We start from the raw sequence: 23464 nt of genomic DNA, 5'->3' as shown, positions 1-23464 counted from the left end.
CCACTTTTTAAGTGGGTAATTCATTTCTAAACGCATTTATTGCAGCGGAAGCCAGAAAATGAGCCAAACAGTAGCATCACAAACTGAGTATAACTATAAAGTTGTACGCCAATTCGCTATTATGACAGTGATTTGGGGCATCGTTGGCATGAGTATTGGGGTTCTGATTGCTGCCCAATTAGCTTGGCCAGCACTTAACTTTGATACACCATGGTTAACTTACTCTCGACTACGTCCGTTACACACGAACGCAGTAATTTTCGCATTTGGTACAAGTGCACTTTTTGCGACGTCTTATTACGTCGTGCAACGTACTTGTCAAACGCGCCTTTTCTCAGACAAACTTGCCGCAATTTCATTTTGGGGCTGGCAGCTAGTTATCGTATTAGCAGTAATTACTTTACCATTAGGTATTACAAGCTCTAAAGAATACGCTGAACTAGAATGGCCAATCGATATTCTAATCGCTGTTGTTTGGATCATTTATGCAGTTGTATTTTTTGGTACTTTAATTAAACGTAAAGTATCGCATATCTATGTTGCTAACTGGTTCTATGCTGGCTTTATCATCACTGTTGCAGTATTGCACATTGTGAACAGCATGGCAGTGCCTGTATCGTTAACTAAATCATACTCTATCTACGCAGGTGCAGTAGATGCGATGGTTCAATGGTGGTACGGCCATAACGCTGTAGGTTTCTTATTAACCGCTGGTTTCTTAGGTATGATGTACTACTTTGTACCTAAACAAGCAGGTCGCCCTGTATACTCTTACCGTTTATCGGTCGTTCACTTTTGGGCGCTTGTATCTCTATACATTTGGGCTGGTCCTCATCACCTTCACTACACTGCACTTCCAGATTGGACGCAAAGTTTAGGTATGGTTATGTCTATTATCTTATTCGTTCCATCTTGGGGCGGTATGATTAACGGTATAATGACCTTATCGGGTGCGTGGCATAAACTGCGTACTGACCCAGTACTTCGTTTCTTAGTTGTATCATTATCTTTCTACGGTATGTCTACGTTTGAAGGCCCAATGATGGCAATTAAATCTGTGAACGCGTTATCCCATTACACAGATTGGACTGTAGGCCACGTTCACTCAGGTGCACTTGGTTGGGTAGCTATGATTTCTATTGGTGCTATTTATCACCTTATCCCTGCACTATTTGCACAAGGTCGTATGTACAGCATTAAGCTTGTTAACACACACTTCTGGTTACACACTGTTGGTGTTGTTTTATACATTGTTGCAATGTGGATTTCAGGTGTAATGCAAGGTCTTATGTGGCGTGCAGTAAATGCTGACGGTACATTAATGTATAGCTTTGTTCAGTCTTTAGAAGCATCACATCCTTTCTACATAATGCGTTTTGTTGGCGGTGTATTCATCGTAACAGGTATGTTAGTTATGGCTTATAACGTTTTCCGTACAATTTCAGCTGAAAAAGAATCACTGAAGTTAGACGCGCAAGCACAATTAGCATAACGGAGTGAGATGATGAGCAATAAAAATTCACAAAACAAACATGAAATAGTAGAAAAAAACGTTGGTCTTATGGCCATACTGACTGTTTTTGCTATCAGCTTTGGTGCATTAGTTGAAATTACTCCACTTATGTTCCAAGACGACACAACAAAACCAGTAGATGGCTTACGTCCTCTAAATGCGTTAGAAATGGAAGGCCGCGATATTTACGTGCGTGAAGGTTGTTATAACTGTCATTCACAAATGATCCGTCCTTTTCGTGACGAAGTTGAACGTTACGGCCACTACTCTGTAGCAGGCGAGTCAGTATGGGATCACCCTTTCCAATGGGGTTCTAAACGTACTGGACCTGACCTTGCACGTGTTGGTAAACGTTACTCGGACGATTGGCATTATGCTCACTTAGTGAACCCGCGTGATGTGGTTCCTGAGTCTAATATGCCAGGTTTCCCTTGGTTAGCAGAGAACACTGTTGATACCAGCTTAACTCTGAAAAAACTACAAATTTTCCGTGATACATTCGCTATTAACCCAGAAAACCCAAAACATCCGGGGTTAGGTTACGGTAGCGATGAAGAACTAATAGCTGACGTTGCCAAAGTTGATGCAATGAATGACGGTAAAGGTGCAACAGAAATGCAAGCCCTTATCGCTTATTTGCAACAGCTTGGCACGCACTTGAAGTAATTATTATGGATTACGGAACATACAGAGGCATTTTAACTCTGGTAATTTTAGTATTGTTTATTGTGATTGTTGTATGGGCATACAGCAAGCGTACCAAAAATCGTTTTGACGACGCTGCTAATGCCATTTTTGAAGATGAAAAAAAACATAACAACACACTCTCTAACGAGGAAAAGGAGTCTGAAAAATGACTAGCTTTTGGAGTATTTGGGTTATTGTTTTAACCCTAGCATGCTTACTTATTATCTTTGGCCTATTAGTGTGGAATTTAAAAAACTACGCTGGTGTTGAAGAAGGTGAAGATTGTGGGCATGAGTATGACGGTATTACCGAACTGAACAATCCGCTACCTAAGTGGTGGACTTACATGTTCTTCGCAACGTTTATTTGGTCTGTTTATTACCTAGCAGCATACCCAGGTTTAGGTAACTGGGAAGGGTTAGGTAAATGGACAAGCTCTAATCAGGGTATTACCTCTTTAGCGGAATCGAAAGAAGCCGTTAAGTTAGCAGCTGAAGAAGGCCGTTTTGTAAAACTTGATAAAGAGTATGAAGCAGCAGAAGAGCGTTTTGGTCCTATTTTTAACCGACTTGCAAAAGTACCTGTTTTAGATTTAGTTCAATCTAAAATTGATGGTGATGCAGCGCAGCAGCTAGCTCTTGAAAATGGCACAGAGCATGAGCAAACAGATGGTCAATTAGCACTAGAAATTGGTCAGCGTTTATTCTCTCAAAACTGTGCACAATGTCACGGGTCTGACGCGCGTGGTGGTATTGGCTTCCCTAACCTAACTGATAAAGATTGGTTATACGGTGGCACACCAGACAAAATTAGAGAAACTCTTCTGATTGGTCGTGTTGCAGCTATGCCTCCTTGGGGTGCAGCATTAGGTGAGCAAGGTATAAAAGAAATGACAGCACACGTGCTAAGCCTTTCTGGTCGTACAGTTAACCAAAAAGATGCAGCCGCTGGTGCAGCTAAATTTGCAATGTGTGCAGCATGTCACGGTGCAGACGGTAAAGGGTCGGTTGCTCACAACCTACCGTTTGGCGCGCCTAACCTGACGGATAACATTTGGTTATACGGTGGTTCTCAACGTGCCGTTGAAGAAACTCTGCTTAACGGCCGTGCCGGTGTAATGCCAGCGTGGAAAGACATTTTAGGTGAAGATAAAATCCACCTTTTAACTGCGTACGTTTACAACTTATCGCAAGATAAATAAGTACGCTGTTAATAGAATGTTTATAAATTAATTTATTAAATTCAATAGATTAATCCAGATCAAAAAAGCCTCCACTTGGAGGCTTTTTTTTAGTCTTTTACGTACAATTACTATAAAATAACCTCTTCGAAACTAATATTAGAGTCACTATGCAACCTACTCCGTGGTATAAAAACTTTTGGCCTTGGTTTTTAATTTTTTTCCCGCTAGCAGCTATTGTTGGCTGTATTACTTTACTAATAACGGCAATTGGCAATGGCCCAGATATGGTCGTTGATGATTACTATAAAAAAGGTAAAGCAATTAATTTAGAGCTCAGTAAGTTTGAGAAAGCAAAAGCACTTTACTTACATGGTGAATTAGCCGTAACTAACGACCGAGTGAGTTTTAAATTTACCAAAGGCGATAGCAGTAATGTATCTGCTTTAAAAGTGTCGTTTTACCACCGTACAATCAAAGCACACGACTTTGAAGCGACACTTACAGCGAATGCAAACAAAGAATTCACCGCACTTCTTGAAAATTACACTGAAGGTGCCTATTCCATTTTTGTTGAACCTATCGATAAAACATGGAAACTAAAAGAAAACATTACCCTACCTACGGTTGAAACCGTTTTAGTTACGCCTAACTATAAGTAGTTATTATTATGTCTAATTCTTGCTTTCATTGCCTTGAAAGTGTGCCAAAGGGATTTAGCGCCACAGTAACAATAGACGATACCCCTCAGCCAATGTGTTGCATTGGCTGCCAGGCCGTAGCGCAAAATATTGTTGAGCAAGGAATGACTGATTACTACAAATACCGCACAGTCAGTGCGGGTAAAGTAGAGCAACTTGTTCCTGAGCAATTGGCATTTATTAAAAGTTACGACAACGAAGATATTCAAGATGAATTTATAGCCACAAGCAACAATATTTCAGAGGTATTACTGAGTGTTGAAGGCATTACTTGCGCCGCATGTGCGTGGCTTATAGAAAAGCAATTATTGAGTTTAAACACTGTTAAACGGGTAGATGTAAATACCTCAACTAACCGTGCAATGATCCAATGGGACAAAACAGCGACTCCACTGAGTGATGTTATTACCGCCTTAGCTAAAATAGGCTACAAAGCATATCCATTTCAGGCCGATACCGAAGCACAACAAAAACAACAAACTGCAAAAGCGTATATTCGCCGCTTGGGTGTGGCAGGCCTAATGACCATGCAAGTAATGATGTTTGCATTTGCCATGTATTTTGGCATGTTTTCAGGTATGGATAGTAATTTTGAACAGTACTTTAGATGGATAAGCCTTGTATTAGCTTCTCCTGTTATTTTGTATAGTGCGCTGCCCTTCTTAACCAACGCAATTAACGGCTTAAAAGCTAAACAGCTAAATATGGATTTACCTGTGTCTTTAGCAATTTTTGGCGCCTACGGAGCCAGTTGTTATGCAACCGTTATGCAAGTTGGTGAGGTATATTTTGAATCTATTTGCATGTTTACCTTTTTATTATTATTAGGTAAATATTTAGAATTTAGAGCGCGTTTAAAAGCGAGTGAATACACAGCAAACCTTCAAAAGCTATTACCTCTAACAGCTCGCACGCTTACAGATAGTGGTGAAGAACTCATTATTGCGGCTAAAAAGCTTAAACTTAATGATGTTGTGCTTATTAAAGCAGGTGAAACCATTCCCGCCGACGGCGAACTCATTAAAGGTAAAACTACGGTTGATGAATCAATGATGACCGGCGAACACCAACCGGTCAACAAGTTCATAGGTCATAATGTGTATGCCGGCTGTGTAAACCACGATGGTGTTATTGAAATTAAAATAAATAAAATAGGCCAAAACACCCTTTTAAATCAAATTATTCGTCTGCAACACAATGCGCTTACAAAGCGGCCTAAGCTGGTCGAAATAACTGATAAAGTAGCACAAGGGTTTGTAGCTTGCTTATTGGTATTTGCCTCGTTGACCGCCATTGGTTGGTATCAAATTGATCCCGAGCACGCTTTTTGGATTACTATTTCAGTATTAGTTGCAACCTGCCCTTGCGCTTTAAGCCTAGCAATACCGACAGCCCTAACTTGTGCAATTGCCAGCCTAACCAAAAAGGGGATTTTAATAAAACAAGCCCATGTACTTGAAACCCTTTCAAAACTAACCTTATTTGCGTTTGATAAAACAGGCACACTCACACAAGGTAAATTTAGCCTTGATGAAGTAGATATTATCGACAACAGCTACTCAAAAGATGATGTAATGGCTATTGCAGCAATGTTGGAGCGCTTTTCTGAGCACCCGATTGCAAGTGCATTTGACGGCTACACTCCAGCAAAGCATAGTCTTCATAACATTGAAGTGCACGCAGGTTTAGGGATTAGTGCACAAGATGAAACCACCCACTACGCTATGGGCAAAAGTGGTTGGTTTGACAGTAAAAAAACAAACGCACAAGCCAGTTTGTATATAAACAAACACGTTGTGGCACGTTTTTATTTTGTAGATAAAGTAAAGCACGATGCTCAAAGTTTAATTAAATCGTTACATGGGCAGCAATTAACTTGCCACATGCTTACTGGCGATGCGTCAGATGCGGGCAAAAAAGTAGCTAAGCAATTAAACTTAGACAGTGTGCAATCTGGTTGCTCACCACAAGATAAACAAACAGCCGTAGAGGCATTTTCATCTCAAAATGAGGTGGTCGCTATGGTGGGTGATGGCATAAACGATAGCCCTGTATTTGCAAGCGCCCATTTGTCTATTGCAATGGAAACTGGCGCTGATATATCAAAAAACAGCGCCGATGTTGTACTTCTAAATAGCGATTTAGCGTCTATTGATCACTTACTCAATATAGCTAAACAGACTCGGCGTATTATTAAACAAAACCTAACATTGTCTTTATTATATAATGGTTCAATATTACCGCTTGCAGCACTTGGGTTAGTTGCTCCATGGATGGCCGTCATTGGTATGTCTGCCAGCTCAATTATTGTGATTTGTAATTCACTAAGGCTATTAAAGTTATGAGCATAATTTATATTTTGATCCCCATTGCCATATTGTTTGTGCTTATTGCCATTGGTGTATTTTTTTGGGCGGTAAGAAGCGAGCAGTTTTCTGATTTGAACAAACAAGGCCACAGTATTTTGTTTGAAGATGACAAAGAGCAGCATAACAAAAGTAATGATTGACCCTTTATACATTAGCGCATTTTTAATGGGTTTGATTGGCAGCGGCCACTGCATAGCAATGTGTGGAGGAATTGCCAGCTCTTTACAATTAGCCAGCGACAAACGTAAAACACTTACCTATTCATTTGCTTATAATATAGGGCGAGCAATAAGTTACATGCTTGCAGGCTCACTCGTTGCGGGTATAAGCAGCCAATTTGCTAAACAAAACACATCATTTTCTATAACGCTTTCATTTATTGCAGCAATTTTTATGCTGTTGGTAGGCGTTTACATAATGCGCTTAGGACCTACACTTCAATGGCTTGAAAAAGTGGGTAAAACACTTATTTGGCAGCATATTGTTAAGCTTAACAAATATTTAATGCCGGTTGACTCAACAGTAAAAGCCATAGGCTATGGGGCTTTATGGGGCTGGCTTCCGTGCGGTTTGGTTTATTCAGCGCTAACCTGGGCAATGACGAGCCCCACAGCATTTGATGGCGCAATGGTTATGCTATGTTTTGCACTAGGTACATTTCCTGCCATGATCACAGTAGGGATCACTGCGCAAAAACTCAATAGCATTATAAATCATCCTTGGACCCGAATAGTATTAGGCAGTGTTATAGTTTGGTATGGTATCTACTTATTGATTATTGCAACCGACAAGTTAGTACATTAATGTTAATATGTATTAACCTTTTCAGGTTTATTTGCCCCTGTATATAAAAACTAAAACGGATAAAATTATGGATTTCACTCAAAGTCGCGCTAAAGGTAATTGTGCTATTAGCTGTAATAACTGCAGCATAAGCCAGTTGTGTTTGCCGTTTTCGTTAAATGGCCAAGAAATGGATAAGCTTGACGAAATTATTGAGCGAAAAAAACCATTACACAAAGGTGACTATTTATTTGAATCGGGTGCACCATTAAAAGCGATTTATGCTGTACGCTCCGGCTCATTTAAATCATACACCTTGTCTGAGCAAGGTGATGAACAAATTACTGGCTTTCATTTAGCAGGCGATTTAGTTGGTTTTGATGCCATTAGTAAAATGGCACATCAGAGCTTTTCTCAAGCCCTAGAAACCTCAATGATTTGCGAAATTCCCTTCGACACTCTTGACGAGCTTGCAGGTAAATTACCTAAACTACGCCAGCAAATAATGCGTTTAATGAGCAGTGAAATTACCTACGATCAAGAAATGCTTTTACTGCTTAACAAAAAATCGGCAGAAGAACGCCTAGCTAGTTTTATTTATAACTTGTCTGAGCGATTTGGTGAGCGTGGTTTTTCGCGTAAAGAGTTTAGGTTTACTATGACCCGTGGTGAAATAGGTAATTACTTAGGCCTTACAGTAGAAACCATTAGCCGTTTATTAAGTCGCTTTCAAAAAGCCGATTTAATTAAAGTAGAAGGCAAGTTTATAACTATTTTAGATAATGATGCACTTGCTAAAGCAGCAGCCATTGTTAAATAAATATACATTGATATAGAACAACAATTTATGTGCTAAGCCTTTAACTGTTTTGTATTTGAGTTACACTAAAAGTACACCAGTTAGATAAATGGAGTAGCACATGAACACAATTAAACGCATTCTCGCGGTTATTGACCCCACCAAAGACGATCAACATGGTTTAGCGCGCTCAGTCGAACTGGCAAAAAAATCTGGCGCAACAATTACAGCATTCATGACGGTCTATGACTTCTCTTATGAAATGACAACGATGCTTTCAGGCGATGAGCGTGAAGCGATGCGCGAAGCCGTTTTAAAAGACCGCGAACTCTGGCTCAACGATTTAGTTTCACCTTACAATAACTTAAATATTGAAACATTAGTTGTTTGGCATAACCGCCCTTACGAAGCCATTATTGAAACAGTTATCGATCAAAATTACGATTTAGTCATTAAAAGTACCCACCAACATGGCGCACTAAAATCGGTAATATTTACCCCTACAGATTGGCATTTGGTGCGTAAATGCCCTACTCCAGTATTATTTGTAAAAGAAATGGCATGGCCTGAAAATGGCAATATTTTAGCTGCTGTTAACGCAGTGAGCGAAAATGATCAGCATATAGCGTTAAACAAACGAATAATTAAAGACGCGCAATTTTTATGTGAGCTTGCTAATGCAAAACTTAACTTAGTCAATGCATATCCTGCCACCCCTATTAATATAGCTATTGAAATACCAGAGTTTAATCCAAGTCTTTACAACGAATCAGTTAAAAAACACCATATAGAATCAACTAATGCACTGGCTACTGAATTTACATTAACTACTGAGCAATGCTTTATTGAAGAAGGCTTACCAGAAGATGTAATTCCTGATATTGCAAATCGTTTGAATAGTGAATTAGTGGTTATTGGAACTGTTGGCCGTACTGGGTTAAGTGCTGCGCTAGTTGGCAATACTGCAGAGCATGTAATAGATAGCCTAGACTGCGATGTATTAGCACTAAAACCAGACGGCTACGTTAGCCCACTGGCAAAAGATTAATAAATTTTGCTGTAGCTCCCGATATGCTAATAACATATAATACGCCCCTTTATTTCTAGCAAGTAATTTGCTGCATTGTTTACTAAGGGGGCGTAGTGTCTAACTCAGCTCAAGCCAAAGCTCAATATAACTTTAATAAGTTACAAAAGCGTTTACGCCGTTTAACTGGCCAAGCGGTTATGGACTTTAACATGATTGAAGAAGGTGACCGTATAATGGTTTGCCTCTCTGGTGGTAAAGATAGCTATACAATGCTTGAAATGCTGCAGCACCTTAAACGTGTTGCCCCCATTAAATTTGATCTTGTAGTTGTTAATTTAGACCAAAAGCAGCCCGGCTTCCCTGAACATGTATTGCCAGAGTACCTAGATAAACTCGATGTAGAGTACAAAATTGTAGAAGAAGATACCTACAGTATTGTAACCGACATAATTCCTGAAGGTAAAACCACCTGCTCGCTGTGTTCTCGCTTACGCCGTGGTATTTTATACCGCACAGCTAAAGAGCTTGGTGCAACTAAAATTGCTCTTGGTCATCACCGTGACGACATGATTGAAACACTGTTTTTAAACATGTTTTATGGTGGAAAACTAAAAAGTATGCCTGCTAAATTAATGAGCGACAACGGCGAGCATATGGTTATCCGCCCGCTTGCCTACTGTAAAGAAGCAGACATTAGCAAATACGCGTTTACTCAAGGCTATCCTATCATTCCGTGTAACTTGTGTGGTTCTCAAGAAAACTTGCAGCGTAAACATACAAAAAACATGTTAGCGCAATGGAATAAAGATCATCCGGGTCGCATTGAGAGTATTTTTACAGCCATGCAAAATGTTGTGCCATCTCATTTAGCCGATGCTGAATTATTTGATTTTGAAAACCTAAAAACGGGTGAAGTGATTGATGGCGGCGATATTGCACTCGACAAGCCAGATATTCCTAAAGTGCCTGTCAACAGCGATACAGACGAAGAAAACGCTGGCGTTGTAACAATTAACTTAAGCTAACTAAGTTGTATTTTTGGGTTTGCATTAAAGCAAACCCAAAACTAGTTTAACCGTCGGCTAACCCTTTCAAAAATTCCAAGCTTAATTTTTCTTGCTCATTAGGTTGGTATGGCAGCTGTTGTAAACTGTCAAAAGGAAAGTCATTTATATCAAAGTGGCTAATTTCACTATTACCAAAACTGTTTCGCTCGCCAGGACTTGGCGACATCCTTTCAATTACAAATCCACTCAAACGCATATCAGCCATGCCTTGCGGCAAAATTGACCAGTGCGCTTTTAAATCAATAGTTTGGCTTCCTTCACTTAAACGTTGTTTACTCACCAAGTGCGCAAGTGGTGTGTCGCCAGTAAAAAGGTTCGCCCTAATCCGGTACAAGCCCTTTTTTACTACTTTTAAATTGGCGGGTATAAGCATGTTTTCGCTTTGTGGGTATGCCGACTCAAAACCAATAAGTGTCGCACTCGGTGGCATATATTGAATTTGCGCCACTACAGGGATTTGTTTTCCATCAACATTTGCTTCAACAAATATTTGTAAATTTCGCGGATAGTCTTCCTCAGCTTTAAAAATAACATTGGCTTCGCCATCTCGTGCATTACTTTTATAGGTTGTTACAGTCTCTTTTGTATCTGTATTGGCAAGCTCTACATTCACATTTTTAAGGCCACCTGCGCTGACTTTTAATGTTATTTCTTCTGGATACACAAACCTATATTTACTAAGGCTGACTGTAACCGCATTTCCTTTGTCGTCTATTGGACTTTCAACAGGGTAAAATTGATTAGGTTTTAAACGGTCTTCATCAAATTCAGACAATGGTTGTGAATATGGCGGATATTTAAGCGCACGCTCGTATTGAGTAGCTACCTGCTCTGCTGCTTTTGCTAAGTTGCTATTATAATCTGTTGTTACTTTTTGTTTTGGTGGTGATTTAGCGGGTAAGTTTGCAGTGGTTGCTTGTATGTTTAATTTACTTTCAGCGGGCAAAGGCTGTTTTATCTTAACAACAGCGACTTCAACTTTAGCCTCTTCTTGAGAGGGCCAAACTAATAAAGCCAGTAAAGCCATTACCGAAACGACTACTAGGATTTTTTTTATCATTAATAGCTCAATCCTTATAAAAAGTGCAGCTTAATTAAGCTGCACATTTAACGTTTATGGGATCACATTATAAATTAATGCAGAAGCACTCGTTGTGTTTGAATTTTTAATATAACGGTAGTTCTTTTTCCAAAACCACGACCCTGTTGTTTGATCAAATGTATTAAAGCCAACATTTTGTCCGTCGACATTAATGTTATTCATAGCAATGGTTACATTACCTTTACGCTGAGCATTATGAATTTCATTATGGCTGTAGCTGTCACTCATCATCATAGGGTAATGGTTAGGCATAAAACTATTTACCGCATCACTTTGTGATTTTAATCGACCATCAGTATCAATACTGCTGCTACAGCTACCAAATGAACGTGCTGAGCTTGCACCGCATGATGAGTGCGACGCAACAACCGAATCATCATTACCTTTTAAAAATGCGCCTGTGATCCCTAAGTATTCATTACCGTCGGCAATAAAACGTAAACGAGGTGTACGCGCATCTGGAAATGGAGAAATTTTACGCGCATTATTTACTTTTAAATCGTGTAACACGCCAACCGCTTCGGTAACATCGCTTCCTAGCCACCATCTAAGTGCAGCATCTATAGCAAAATTCCACGATGCACCTGTAAGTGCGCTTACAGCAACATCAGCAAGTTCACTACCGCCACCAGCACCGGCTAAATCAAATGTAGCAACAATATTAAGTGGCGAAAGCCCTGCGTTTTCTAACCAGTTTGCTTGGTTATCAATAATATGGCGAGCAATTAAATCCCCAGTAGAGTGTGTCACTAATACACAGCCATCAGCACATAAGTTTGAGCGAGATAACTGCTTTAATTTAGGCCAAACCCAATCTGTTGCTATTTTACCTTCAACACGCTCGTAGGCAGGCCAATCAATTCGTTCATCTGCTCTGTTATTCCAATACGACTGCCAATATGTTTCGCCATCATTTACAACGTCGCTACCTGATTTATTGGTTATTTGAGACACCTGCAAACCATGAATTAATATTATTTTGTGATCTTTACTTGCAGCTGAAAAACTCATTAGCATAGCAAGGCATGCGCCCACTATATGCTGAGGTTTTATCCACTTGTGTGTGTGTGTGTTGTTCATAAAATTCCTTAATGTGTGTGTTAAATATTATTTGTTAAGGTATTCATTATTAGTGTCTTTTTTTACTTATCTGCAATATTAAGCATTAGAGAAAATAACCTGACTCTACTATCAGCGAGTTATAACTCTATTTTACCTGCCTTAGGTAATGTACTTAGTTAAGCAAATTAGTATGACTGATCAGTCCAGACAATGACCAGTATTAGGAACAAAGAACAAAAATGCAACAATTTATTATCATTTATATAAGATCAAAACAAAATTTGCTTTTAATCAATAATTTAAAAATTGTCTTTTTTGGAATTATATGGTGGGTTTGTAAAAGTATAGCTGAGGAGTGCAATCTATTTTGCCAAGCCTAAACGTGGTTTAGCCTTGGCAAAAATTTTTAACTGCCTTTATTGACCTTTAAGCTCGCTTGTAAATTGCCCTATAGCATTTACAACTTCTTGAGCACCATTTTGTATTTCACTCATAACATTGCCCGACTCTTTAGATAAAGCTAAGCCTTGCTCTGCTTTTTCTTTCCCTTTTTCGATTACATCAACCGTGTTTTGGGTTTGCGATTGGTTACGCTGTACAACTTCAACAATTTCCTCTGTTGCTTTAGATGTACGTGATGCGAGTAAACGAACCTCGTCTGCTACAACGGCAAACCCCCGACCTTGCTCACCAGCACGGGCGGCCTCAATAGCTGCATTGAGTGCAAGTAAATTAGTTTGCTCAGCAATACTGCTAATGCTTTGCACAATGCTCGCTATTTGTTGAGATTGTTGATCCAATGCAGAGATTTCGCTGGCCGCTTGTTCCATATTAATTGCAAGCTCTGTCATTACTGCCACAGTGTCTTTAACTACTTCAGCGCCTTGCTCTGCTTTTTTATCTGTTTGAGTTGAGGTGCTGTAGGCAATTTCTGCTGCTTGCGAAATTGCAATTTCTCGATTTACTTGCTCTGTAATGACAGTCGCAAACTTCATTACTTTATAAAGCTTTCCGGCATCGTTAGAAATAGGATTGTAAGAGGCCTCTAACCATACAATATTGCCGTGCTTATCTACTCGCTTAAATCGAGACGCAATAAACTGTCCTTGCCTGAGCTTTGACCAAAAAGCCTGATACTCTTGTGATTCAGCCTCTTCTCGCTCACAAAAAATACGGTGATGTTGGCCTAATATTTCTTTTTCTTTATAGCTCATAGCGTCTAAAAATTGCTGATTAGCTTTTAAAGCATGCCCCTCTAAATCAAATTCAATAACCGCCATAGAACGATAAATTGCTTTAATTGTGTCACTTTGCTCACGAGATGCAGTAATTGTTTTGGTTAATACGGTACAAAAAATAGAAAAATACAAAAGCTGATCTTGCTCTCCTTTTACAGGATGAACAATTAAGCGCAACCATTCAACTTGGCCATCTTGGCGAATAAATTGTAATGCACCGCCCCAATGGCCCTCTTTTTTAATTGCTTTTTGTAGGCTTTTATATTCTTCAGAGTGTTGAGAGTGCTCAGAAATAATATCTACAATTGGTGTATTAATAATATGATTTTCTCGATAACCCAACATTTTTAATAGCTGTTCATTAGCGTGGGAAATTCGCCCATCATAAAGGATATTAATCACCAGCATTTCACGATTAAGGCCTTCCCATACTTGTTGCAGGGGATAAAGCTCCGCTTTTAATGATGCTATTTCGTTTTGTTTACTATTAGAAAAAAACATTAATATCCTTACTAATACTCGAGGTATGAAATTTATAAATGCAGAGGCTAATTTATCTACGTGATAAATGAAATTTGCCCTAGCGTTAAATAATTTGCTTAAAGTTCAACCAAAACCAAGACTTTTACATGGTAAAGTAAATACTTAACACACATTTGGGACCATTTATTACTTTAATATAGCCTCCATATAAGTCAAACTTTACGATGGGCTATTTTACTAAAATCACTGTTTAAGCCCCATTTACGCTTTTAAATGCAGTAATAGTGCAGGTAATAACGTTTCTATGCACTGGGCGTTTTCTTCATATTGGTGACTTATACGTACCCAACCGTCTGTTCCCATTATTTGTAGCGAGGTTATTTCTACGCTATCGATGTTTTCGTGTTGAGTGCACCACAGCCCTTTTACTCTAAATATGCCAGAACTTGTAGTAATGCGATTTATTGTAAATGAGGTTTTCATAAGGTTATTTCACTTGTAACCGCTCATATAAACCAGATGAGCGCGATACAGTTTTATTCATTGCTAACTGCAGTACCTTTTTATCGGCAACTAACTCAAAAGTATGTTTAGCACGGGTAATTCCGGTATAAACAAGCTGGCGATTAACCCCAACACTTGCCTGCTGTAATGGCGGTAAAACCATTGCGGTATAGCTAAATTCTGACCCTTGAGACTTATGTATTGTCATTGCAAACACCTTGTCGTGGGCGGGTAAACGGGCCGGTGAAAATGCACGTGTGCAGCCCTGCTCGTCAATAAATATAGCCTTAAGCTGCCCAGCTTCATCATTCATTAAAATACCAATATCGCCATTAAAGAGCTTTAATTGGTAATCGTTTTGGCTAACCATTATGGGCATACCACTATAGTGGCGCTGGTTTGGGTTTACGTTTATTAACCCTTGTTGCTGCAGGGTGCGTTCGATACGTTGGTTCAAACTATTAACGCCGTAGTCTCCCTCTTTTACTGCGGCCAGTAATTGATAACCTGCAAACGCAGCATGCACTTTGGCTACACTCTCACCTTGGGCAATTAAATTTAAATAATGTGCATAATGTTTGGCTGCTCGCTTTACTAGGTTTTCTATTGGTTTACCTATAAAGTCGTAATCCAAAATAACATCACTAAAACGCCCTTCAACACTTTCCTGCTCTACATAATTTAATAAGCCACTATTATTTGTATTAACTGCCAATGCCAGTTGCCCTATGCCACTTTTAGCGTCAAAGCGGTAACTGCGTTGTAAAAAGGCAATGCAATCGGCTAGTTTAAATAGGCTATTTCCCTGCGATATTAATGTAGGCTGATCATTAAAACAAAGCGCATTTAATTCATCACACCGCTGCTTTGAGTAGTTAGGTGTGCGCCCAAGTGCTAGCCCTTGGCACAAATCGCTCATAACGCTGCCTGTATCAACCGAGGCAAGTTGGTCTTTATCACCAAGCAGTATTAATCGAGCATGAGCAGGCAAAGCTTCAATTAATTTCGCCATTAGCGATAAATCCACCATGCTTGCTTCATCAATAATTAACACATCTAAGTGCAGAGGGTTGCTTTGACTGTGTCTAAATTTATTAGTAAAAGGTTTTACCCCCAATAAGCGATGAATAGTTTGCGCAGTATCAGGGATCAGCGCTTTTATATCGTCGGGTATACTACTTAGCTGATTTTTAGCCCCTAAAATAGACTCACTTAGCCTTGCCGCAGCTTTACCCGTCGGTGCCACCAGCTTTATGCTTAATGGCGCTGCTTTGTAAAGCGATTGCAATATAGCCAGCAACTTAGTTACTGTGGTTGTTTTACCTGTTCCTGGCCCACCGGTTATTACACTAAACCCTTTAGTTGCTGCAATGGCGCACGCCACTTTTTGCCAGTCAACGTCGGCCACGGGTGGCTCTGGGAAATAATGTTGTAATAAAGTAGTAAGAGTTTGACTATCAATATTAAGCGCTCGCTCACTCATCGCTAATAGCCGCTCTGCAAGTATGTGTTCGTAAGCTGCCATACGCGAAAAATAAAGGCGTTGGTCAAATAACTGAAGTGGTTTGGCATCCCCAACGCTTTGATGATTTTGTAAGTAGGTTAACGCGGTTTGTTGGTTAAACCCTTGTACAAATGGGCTATACGTAGTGGGAATATTCCCTTCAACTTTATTAAAGTCGCTTTGACGTAAATTAAACGGATTGGCCCAATCTATGGTGTTTAAAGTTAAGCAACTGTGCTGGCTTTGTTGGGCTATACATAACAATAAAACAATATAAAACAGCTCATTATGTGTTCTTTCATCCGTATTTGAGAGTAACTGCGCAAGTTTTACATCAACGACGCGTATTCTATTTTCACCCAGTAAATAATCCAGTAACGGCACTTCAGTAACCACGCTATTAGATTCTGCCTGTTGCTCATACGCTAAAGGCGTTTGTTCAACGTCGTCTTCTAGCGCGTCAAATAAACCCGGCTGTTGATTTAACTCACTCATAGCATGACTCCTTGGCTAAATAAGCCATCTAAGATAGTTACTTGCTCTAGTGTCAATTGATTAAAGAAAACACCTTGCCCTGCTGGCATGCCACGTAAAAAGGTGTAATACACGCCCCCTAAGTGACGCTCAATTGAGTAGTCACTAATGCGTTGCTTTAATAGCCTATGCAGCGCTACGGTATATATTAAATACTGTAAATGGTATTGATGGCTGCTCATGGCTTGCTCTAGCTGCTCGGGTTCATAATCTTTAGGCGTATTACCTAAGTAATTAGATTTATAATCTAAAATATAATATTTCCCTTGGTAGCAAAATATTAAATCTACAAAGCCTTTTAAAAGCCCTTTAACATGAGAAAAATCCAGCTTACTTTGCACAAAGCCAAAGTGTTTAATGAGCACTTCGTTAAGCTTGGGGGCACTTAAACTAGTCAGCGGTAAATTAAATTCCATTTCGACTAAGCAGTCACTGGGCGCTAGCTTACTTAAACTTAAATCAGTTTGAGCATTCAATGGGCAATTTAGTACATCGAGCACCCACTGCTGGGCAATTGGCTGCCATGTGTCGCTAATGTGATATTTTTCAAAGGCCCGTTTAATTACCTGTGACAAATTTTGCTCGCTGTTTGTGGGGTGAACAACGGGACTTGTAAAATCAATTTGTTCAAAAATTTCGTGTAAACAGCTTCCTGGCTTTGCCCCTTTAGGAAAACTAAAAGGTGAAGGAAGTTCGTCTTGTTGAACGGCAAACTCATCTTTCTCGTGATCTTCATCGCTTCGCCCTGGGGCTAATTCATCGCTGTGCTTTTTAAAACTCAATGCACTAAAGCTGGTTGCACGCCAATCTCGTTCTATGTGCGCCTTACTATTGTTTACACTCAGAATTTGCTGAGCAGCCTCGGTATTAACAAACTGTAAGGTTCCCTGTTGGCGTAATTCTTCAGAGGTAAATTGTTGATAACACATAAATGTGTGCTTGTCGCAAAACTCACTTAAATGTGTTCGCCATATTTGGCTGCTTGAAATTTCGAGCTCTGAGAACAGCACATGCCCAAGCGCACTACTTTGAATTGCTAACCGACTACTTTGCCCTTGCCCTATGTTATAAACACCCAGCGCACAAAAATGCACTGCGCGCGTAAGCGCTACATACAATAAACGTAAATCTTCGGCTAAGCGCTCTTTTTCAGCCTGCTGGAGTGCGTCTTCATCCTTACTTAAATCATAAATAAGTTTGCCATTTTTATGATAAAGCGCTTCTTTAGTTTCACGATAACCACTGGCAAACGGCATAAATACCAATGGATATTCGAGCCCTTTTGAAGCATGCATTGTCACAATCTTAACTAAGTTGGCATCACTTTCTAAACGTACTTGAACAGTTTCGCCATCTTGTTGACTCACCTTTTGCGCAAACCAGCGCAGTAGGCGTAATGTGCCTTCAAGCTCAATTTGTTTTTGCTGTAATATTTCACCAAGGTGTCTAAAGTCGGTAAGCCACCGCTCCACGTTGTAGCCTAAACCTTGCCATTTAGCACTTAACTGATTATGGCTTAGTAATCGCTCAAGCATGGCCATTGCCCCTTGCTTATGCCAAATGTGGCTAAGCTGAGCAAAAAAGTTTAAGTGCTCTTGCCAAGCGTTTTCGTTATCCGCAAGTGCGTATACATCGTTATAGCTTAAACAAAATAACGGTCCTGCGAGCACACCACGAAGTAATGACTCGTCATATTGACCATGTAGTGCAGTTAAAAAATTAAGTAAATGATGGCTTAACTCTTGGCTAAACACGCTGTCGCGGGATAGATACACACTGGCAATTTTAGCCTCGCTCAAAGCCTTTTTCATTATTTGCGCTTCAACGCGGTCACGCACCAAAATACATATGTCTGCCGCACTTATTGGCGTTTTACCTATGCACGCTGTGCCTTGTTTAGCGTGTTCTAATAAAGTGACTATCTTATTCGCAAAGTAAGTGGCTAGGTGTGCTTGCCCTAATCCTTTACTGGTGGGTTTATTTTTTTCATCGGCGGCTTCATCTACAAACACGTTAAATTCAAAGGCGTTGGCCGGTTTACCATCAATTAAAAACGATTCATCTGCTTTTTTACCCTTAGCGCTCACTTTATTAAACGGAATCACATCGTTATAAATAAAACTGTTGTCGTGTTTGCTAAATAAACTATTTACGCTGTTTACTATATCGCTGCTTGAGCGAAAATTAGTGCCCAGTGTAAATTGTTGAGGCTCGTCTACCGCCTTTTTTGCGCCTATATACGTAAATATATCTGCGCCTCTAAAACCGTAAATAGCTTGTTTAGGATCGCCTATCATGGCAAGTGTAGTATTGGCTTGGCCATAAATTTGACTAAAAATACCATACTGAATCGGATCGGTGTCTTGAAACTCATCTATCATAGCAACCGGAAATAACTGCGCAATTTTTTGCGCAAGCACATCACCTTGCTCATTATTAAGTGCAGTGTATAAATTAGTGAGTAAGTCGTCGGGGGTGATCACACTTTGCTCTTGCTTACGCTTAACAATGGCTGATTTTACCCAGCGTGCAGCTTCTTGTACCAACGCTATTTTTAAACCTTGGTTCATGGTGTTGTTAAGCGCTGATAAGGTATCAAACTGACTTAATAATGGATGCGTAAACAAAGGCTGATTTTTTTTATAGTTAGTGGTGTCACTTAAGTTCTCGGTACTCCATATTTCAAACGAATACTTATTGGTACCAAACTCAAAAAACATGTCACCGCTTGCACAAAATGCATCAAGCGCTGCAAGGTTTGCTTTGCGAGCGGGTGTTTTAGCACCACTTAGGCCTGAGCCTTTAATAGCATCAGTAAATGCGTGTTCTTGGCAATCTTTTTTAAACTGTGGGATGAGAGCTAGGTATTCATCACGAGCTTGCCATACATCATCTAAGTTTATTTGCGGTGTTATGTGCGCATTGGCTTTATTTAAAATGCTGGCTACTTGAGAAAATAAAGACTCGGGTGCTGAAAATACATCTAAAATAGCATCGGTTCTGTCTTCACTCAGTGGATAAACAAACGAACGCCAGAAGTCTTTTATTGTTTCGAGCAGTATGTCGCGCTCGTCTAAAATAAACTCTAAATTAAATGCCACACCCGACTCAAACGCATGTTGTTTTAACATTCGCTGACAAAAGCCATGAATCGTAAATATAGCGGCTTCATCCATCGATTTTGCGGCAGCGTCCAGTAAATCAAAGGCGCTGTGTTTGTCATCTACTGCGGCAATTACGCCTTCAATTAACTCATCGTTTGGGTTTTGCCCAAGTAATGCATCTCTGGCTGCAATAATACGGTTACGCACACGATCTTTGATTTCTTGAGTAGCAGCGTCGGTAAACGTTACTACCAAAATCTGTTCTACGCTTAAAGGAGCATTAAGCTCACCCGGTATTTGCATGCCAAGTAAATAGCGTAAATATAACCCGGTAATGGTATACGTTTTACCCGTTCCGGCACTGGCTTCTATTAAACTTTGCCCTTTGAGTGGCATAGTAAGTGGATTAAGCGCTTGCATGGTCGCTCTCCTTAGCATGCTCATATAACGGCGTAAGTAGCTTTTCGCTCCAGCTAATAAACTCGTCTTGGCAGTCGTTAAGTGATTGCACCGTTAATCTAATGTAGGGGTTTTCACCTTCACCTCGGCCTATGTATTGCGGACTAAATTTATTCATCGCTTTTGCCATATCGCCACCCGTTTTTATGTATTCGTACCCACTTACCGGATAAAACGCCACAGGCTCTTTGCGCAGTGCTTTGTATAATTCAAACCAATCTGCCAAAATTAAATCAGCGTCAGCTTTGCCCATAGGCGCAAAACTAATTTGTTTATCAAGCCCAAGTAATAAAGTTTCGAGGTTATGCCCCAAACTTTGTGACACAAGGTGATAAATAAAGCCCCTAATCATGTCTTTGGCTTTAATACTGGCGCTGCGGTAAAACACCTGCTTTTGCATAAAAATATGGTTAAGCCAGCCCTGAATTTGTGTTCCTTGAATATTAAACGACACCTCTATAGGCTCACTTTTACCCGCTTTTATTTGCTCTTTCACCTGCCCTGCAAGCGCGTCAACGCGGTGTTGCATGCTTTGTAAAACTAAACTTCCCACATTCGCTTGCGGTAACTCGCCGCGTTGCAAAATTTGCTCAGTACTCATTGGCGTATCGTTAATTGTGGCTTCTAATATTTCGTCTAAATAAAAGTAACGGCGCAGCGCATCAATACTAAATGGCTCTTCATCTTTTGCTACTTCGTTAAATTGCGGCAAACGTAAACCCAAGGTTTGATTGTAAAAACTCTCTTGTGCGCTGCAAACACTGCGAATAAATACATCAAGCTCTAACTGTTCAGGTGGTTTTACATCAAGTGCGGTAACTGGCTCTGGTAATATGGGCTCATTTGGCAACCAAATTGGGTTATAACTGTGATCATTAAGCACGGTACTATTTTTATTATCTTGGTAGTAGTGGCTATTAAACGGTTGCAAGTGTTGCTGGCTAATCAAACATGCCGGTAATGCTTTAGATGAGTCGTCACCCAGCGTAAAACTACGCCCTATGTATTCTAATAACTCGCTCACCAGGGTTGATGGCATACGAGGTTGGTTATCAAAGCAGGAACGGCCAATATAGCTCATGTAAAGATTTTCACGGGCGCTAAGTAGCGCCTCTAAAAATAGGTAACGGTCATCTAATTTTCGTGATCGGTCACCTTTTTGTTTTTTAGAGTGTGGTACTAAATCAAACCCAATAGGCTGCACATTACGTGGGTAGTCAGCGTCGTTTAAACCTAGCATGCACACTACTTTAAATGGCACGGCGCGCATGGGCATAAGCGTACAAAAATTTACTTGCCCCACTAAAAATCGCTGACCGACGCCTTTTTCTTGTATACCCTGTTTTATTAAATAGCTAACTATGCGCTGCGACACCGCTTGATTGTAGTCACCGTTATCGTGGTGCTTTTGAATATCTTCTAGCACTTTTTGCAGCACTAATAAATCCCAACTGTCGTCGCTTTCACTCTCGTAAACAGCGCCAAGTAGCTCGCTTAAAATTTGTGCCTTATTAGTGAGGGTGTCATCGGGGGTAAGCTTAGCTTTAAAGTTTTGAAGCACATCGATAAAGTCTACCAGCTTATTAAGCGTATCAAGCGCCATTCCTTCTACTTCGTCGGCGCTGTAAATACCATTAAATGGGCATTGCTCGTCGCGCATGGCAATACCCAGTAATAAACGGTTTAAACCATGCTGCCATGTATTTAGTTCAATGGCGGGTAAATCAAAACTGTGCTTATGTTCGGCGTTGATGCCCCATTTAACACCTACGCGTTCAAGCCAGTACTGTATTTGTTCGTACTCGTGCGCTTCAAGGCCAAACTTTTCAGCTATTTGAGTTACTTGGAGTAAATCTAAAATATCTGATACGCCAAACCGCGAGAACGGTAAGTTAGCTAAGCTGGCAAACGAGCTTAGTACTGGTTTCTCTTGCTCTATGGCTAAATCAGCTAACGCGTAGGGAATATAGCGGCTGCCTTGCGCACCACCAAATACAGCTTCTATATAGGGGCTGTATGTGCCTACATCGGGCATCATTACAATAATGTCTTTTGGGGTAAGCGCAGGGTTTTGGTTAAACAAATTAAGTAAGTAGTCGTGTAATCGCTCAACTTCTCTAAGCGGTGTATGGCAGTCACTAAGGGTAATACTGGTATCGTTTGCACTTACTGGTAATTTACCTTCATCGTTTATAAACCATTCTTTGTTATCGGTAAGCGACTCCCCTTTAAACGCAAGCTGATAAATTTCGCTTTGTACTTGCCCAAGTAAGGTAGTGTCAAAAGCATCTATAAAGCCATCAATCCAACGGGCATCAAGTTGCACTAGCTGTTCAAAATAATCGCGACCTAACTTCCCCCACGACGATAAAAGTGGGTTACCTATAAAGTAATAGTCTTCATCTGGGTTAGATTGTTTTTTTTGCTGCGCTTCTACTAGCGGCATTTTGGCGTATTTAGCGTTTATTTTAGCCGCTGTTTTTTCGTCAATTATGTCACCCCAGTAATGCTCACTCGGGTTAAAAAAGAATAAAAACACCTCTGTTTTTTTGCTCAATGCTTCAAACACATCAAGCTGAGAATTGGCAATGGCTGATATACCAAATAAACTAATGCGTTTGGGTAATAAGCTGTTGTCCATATTTTCCAACGCAGCAAGTAATTGCCCCTGCATATTTGCGCGGTGAAATTGGCTTTGGCCTAGCGCTTTGCTTAATTTTACAATTCGGCGCCATAAATCAGGCTGCCATGGTGCAATGGTGACATCTACGTCATCAAGTTCATCATTGCCACTATCCCAAGTTGCTATCCAATGCGGTCGATACATTAGGTATTGATCGTACACATCGGCTATTTTTTCACATAGAGCAAAGGTTTTTTGGCCATCAATATCGCCCTCTAAGTAGGTTTTTAGGGGTAAATAAAGCGGTTCGTCAATACAAGTGGGTAAAATTGAAAATAATTTCCATGCAAGGTTAGGTTTGTTAAAGGCCGACTCTTTAGGCACATTAGGTAATAGCTGCTGATAAAGTTGCCAAATAAAACTCGATGGCAACGGAAAATCAACCTGAGCAGCCACACCTAAATGCTCACTCAAGCCAATTTTTAGCCACTGCGACATACCCGGAGATTGCACCAGCACCACTTCTTTATCGAACGGGCTTTGCAATGGGCTTACCTTTAACAGTTGATGAAACTGTGCCTGCAGGGCTTCCATACGGTTTGATTGAATAATATTGAGCATACGACACTGTCCTTACTTGAAGTAAAACCAGTGTAAGATATTTTCAATTATAGGGGTAGCAATAAGGGGAAAATGACGTTAATAAAACAGCAAGTTAGAAG

At 40.2% G+C, this 23464-nt stretch carries 18 protein-coding genes; 11 read left to right on the top strand and 7 right to left on the bottom strand.

Annotated features, from left to right (window positions below; translation table 11 throughout):
- The first annotated feature begins 58 nt into the window (after positions 1–58).
- From ccoN to ttcA, 11 genes are all read left to right on the top strand, one after another.
- On the top strand, positions 59–1492 hold the full coding sequence (ccoN, locus tag PS1M3_RS06255) for a cytochrome-c oxidase, cbb3-type subunit I (protein ID WP_006794295.1): 1434 nt from the start codon (positions 59–61) through the stop codon (positions 1490–1492).
- 12 nt (positions 1493–1504) lie between these two features.
- Positions 1505–2179 carry a cytochrome-c oxidase, cbb3-type subunit II gene (gene ccoO / locus PS1M3_RS06250; protein ID WP_006794296.1) on the top strand — a complete coding sequence of 225 codons (675 nt, stop codon included), beginning with the start codon at positions 1505–1507 and terminating at the stop codon, positions 2177–2179.
- A gap of 5 nt (positions 2180–2184) precedes the next feature.
- Entirely contained in the window at positions 2185–2370 is a 186-nt protein-coding gene (locus PS1M3_RS06245; RefSeq protein ID WP_006794297.1) for a CcoQ/FixQ family Cbb3-type cytochrome c oxidase assembly chaperone, read from the top strand.
- Entirely contained in the window at positions 2367–3401 is a 1035-nt protein-coding gene (locus PS1M3_RS06240) for a c-type cytochrome (RefSeq protein ID WP_008126414.1), read from the top strand. Before PS1M3_RS06245 ends, PS1M3_RS06240 begins: the two co-directional genes overlap by 4 nt.
- Positions 3402–3550: 149 nt before the next feature.
- Entirely contained in the window at positions 3551–4042 is a 492-nt protein-coding gene (locus PS1M3_RS06235) for a FixH family protein (protein ID WP_006794299.1), read from the top strand.
- Between the two features lie 8 nt (positions 4043–4050).
- Positions 4051–6426: a heavy metal translocating P-type ATPase gene (locus PS1M3_RS06230; protein WP_203986788.1), complete on the top strand. Its 2376-nt coding sequence runs from the start codon at positions 4051–4053 to the stop codon at positions 6424–6426.
- A complete protein-coding gene (gene ccoS / locus PS1M3_RS06225; RefSeq protein ID WP_006794301.1) occupies positions 6423–6590 on the top strand; it encodes a cbb3-type cytochrome oxidase assembly protein CcoS in 168 nt (55 codons plus the stop codon). The genes PS1M3_RS06230 and ccoS overlap by 4 nt, the downstream gene beginning before the upstream one ends.
- Positions 6583–7254, top strand: a complete 672-nt coding sequence (locus PS1M3_RS06220) for a sulfite exporter TauE/SafE family protein (protein ID WP_203986786.1) — start codon at positions 6583–6585, stop codon at positions 7252–7254. The genes ccoS and PS1M3_RS06220 overlap by 8 nt, the downstream gene beginning before the upstream one ends.
- A gap of 67 nt (positions 7255–7321) precedes the next feature.
- Positions 7322–8053, top strand: a complete 732-nt coding sequence (locus PS1M3_RS06215; RefSeq protein ID WP_006794303.1) for an FNR family transcription factor — start codon at positions 7322–7324, stop codon at positions 8051–8053.
- A gap of 100 nt (positions 8054–8153) precedes the next feature.
- The gene (gene uspE / locus PS1M3_RS06210) at positions 8154–9080 is read left to right on the top strand and encodes a universal stress protein UspE (RefSeq protein ID WP_039037900.1); all 927 of its coding nucleotides are present in this window, start codon (positions 8154–8156) and stop codon (positions 9078–9080) included.
- 95 nt (positions 9081–9175) lie between these two features.
- A complete protein-coding gene (gene ttcA, locus PS1M3_RS06205) occupies positions 9176–10087 on the top strand; it encodes a tRNA 2-thiocytidine(32) synthetase TtcA (RefSeq protein ID WP_008126427.1) in 912 nt (303 codons plus the stop codon).
- 46 nt (positions 10088–10133) lie between these two features.
- Here the strand turns inward: ttcA and PS1M3_RS06200 are convergent, their stop codons facing one another.
- The 7 genes from PS1M3_RS06200 to recC form a co-directional block, all read right to left on the bottom strand.
- A complete protein-coding gene (locus PS1M3_RS06200) occupies positions 10134–11189 on the bottom strand; it encodes a hypothetical protein (protein WP_203986784.1) in 1056 nt (351 codons plus the stop codon).
- A gap of 54 nt (positions 11190–11243) precedes the next feature.
- The gene (locus PS1M3_RS06195; RefSeq protein WP_203986782.1) at positions 11244–12311 is read right to left on the bottom strand and encodes a hypothetical protein; all 1068 of its coding nucleotides are present in this window, start codon (positions 12309–12311) and stop codon (positions 11244–11246) included.
- Positions 12312–12709: 398 nt separating this feature from the next.
- Positions 12710–14032 (bottom strand): PAS domain-containing methyl-accepting chemotaxis protein, encoded by a 1323-nt coding sequence (locus tag PS1M3_RS20145; protein WP_203986780.1) that lies wholly within the window; start codon positions 14030–14032, stop codon positions 12710–12712.
- Positions 14033–14275: 243 nt separating this feature from the next.
- A complete protein-coding gene (locus PS1M3_RS06185; protein WP_203986777.1) occupies positions 14276–14497 on the bottom strand; it encodes a hypothetical protein in 222 nt (73 codons plus the stop codon).
- 4 nt (positions 14498–14501) lie between these two features.
- Positions 14502–16517 (bottom strand): exodeoxyribonuclease V subunit alpha, encoded by a 2016-nt coding sequence (recD, locus tag PS1M3_RS06180; protein ID WP_203986775.1) that lies wholly within the window; start codon positions 16515–16517, stop codon positions 14502–14504.
- The gene (gene recB / locus PS1M3_RS06175; RefSeq protein WP_203986773.1) at positions 16514–20080 is read right to left on the bottom strand and encodes an exodeoxyribonuclease V subunit beta; all 3567 of its coding nucleotides are present in this window, start codon (positions 20078–20080) and stop codon (positions 16514–16516) included. Before recB ends, recD begins: the two co-directional genes overlap by 4 nt.
- Entirely contained in the window at positions 20067–23363 is a 3297-nt protein-coding gene (gene recC / locus PS1M3_RS06170) for an exodeoxyribonuclease V subunit gamma (protein ID WP_203986771.1), read from the bottom strand. Before recC ends, recB begins: the two co-directional genes overlap by 14 nt.
- Positions 23364–23464 lie beyond the last annotated feature (101 nt).

The organism is Pseudoalteromonas sp. PS1M3, from assembly GCF_016865405.1.
In the GTDB taxonomy this organism is placed as follows: domain Bacteria; phylum Pseudomonadota; class Gammaproteobacteria; order Enterobacterales; family Alteromonadaceae; genus Pseudoalteromonas; species Pseudoalteromonas marina.
This window is presented reverse-complemented; position numbering and strand designations above follow the sequence as displayed.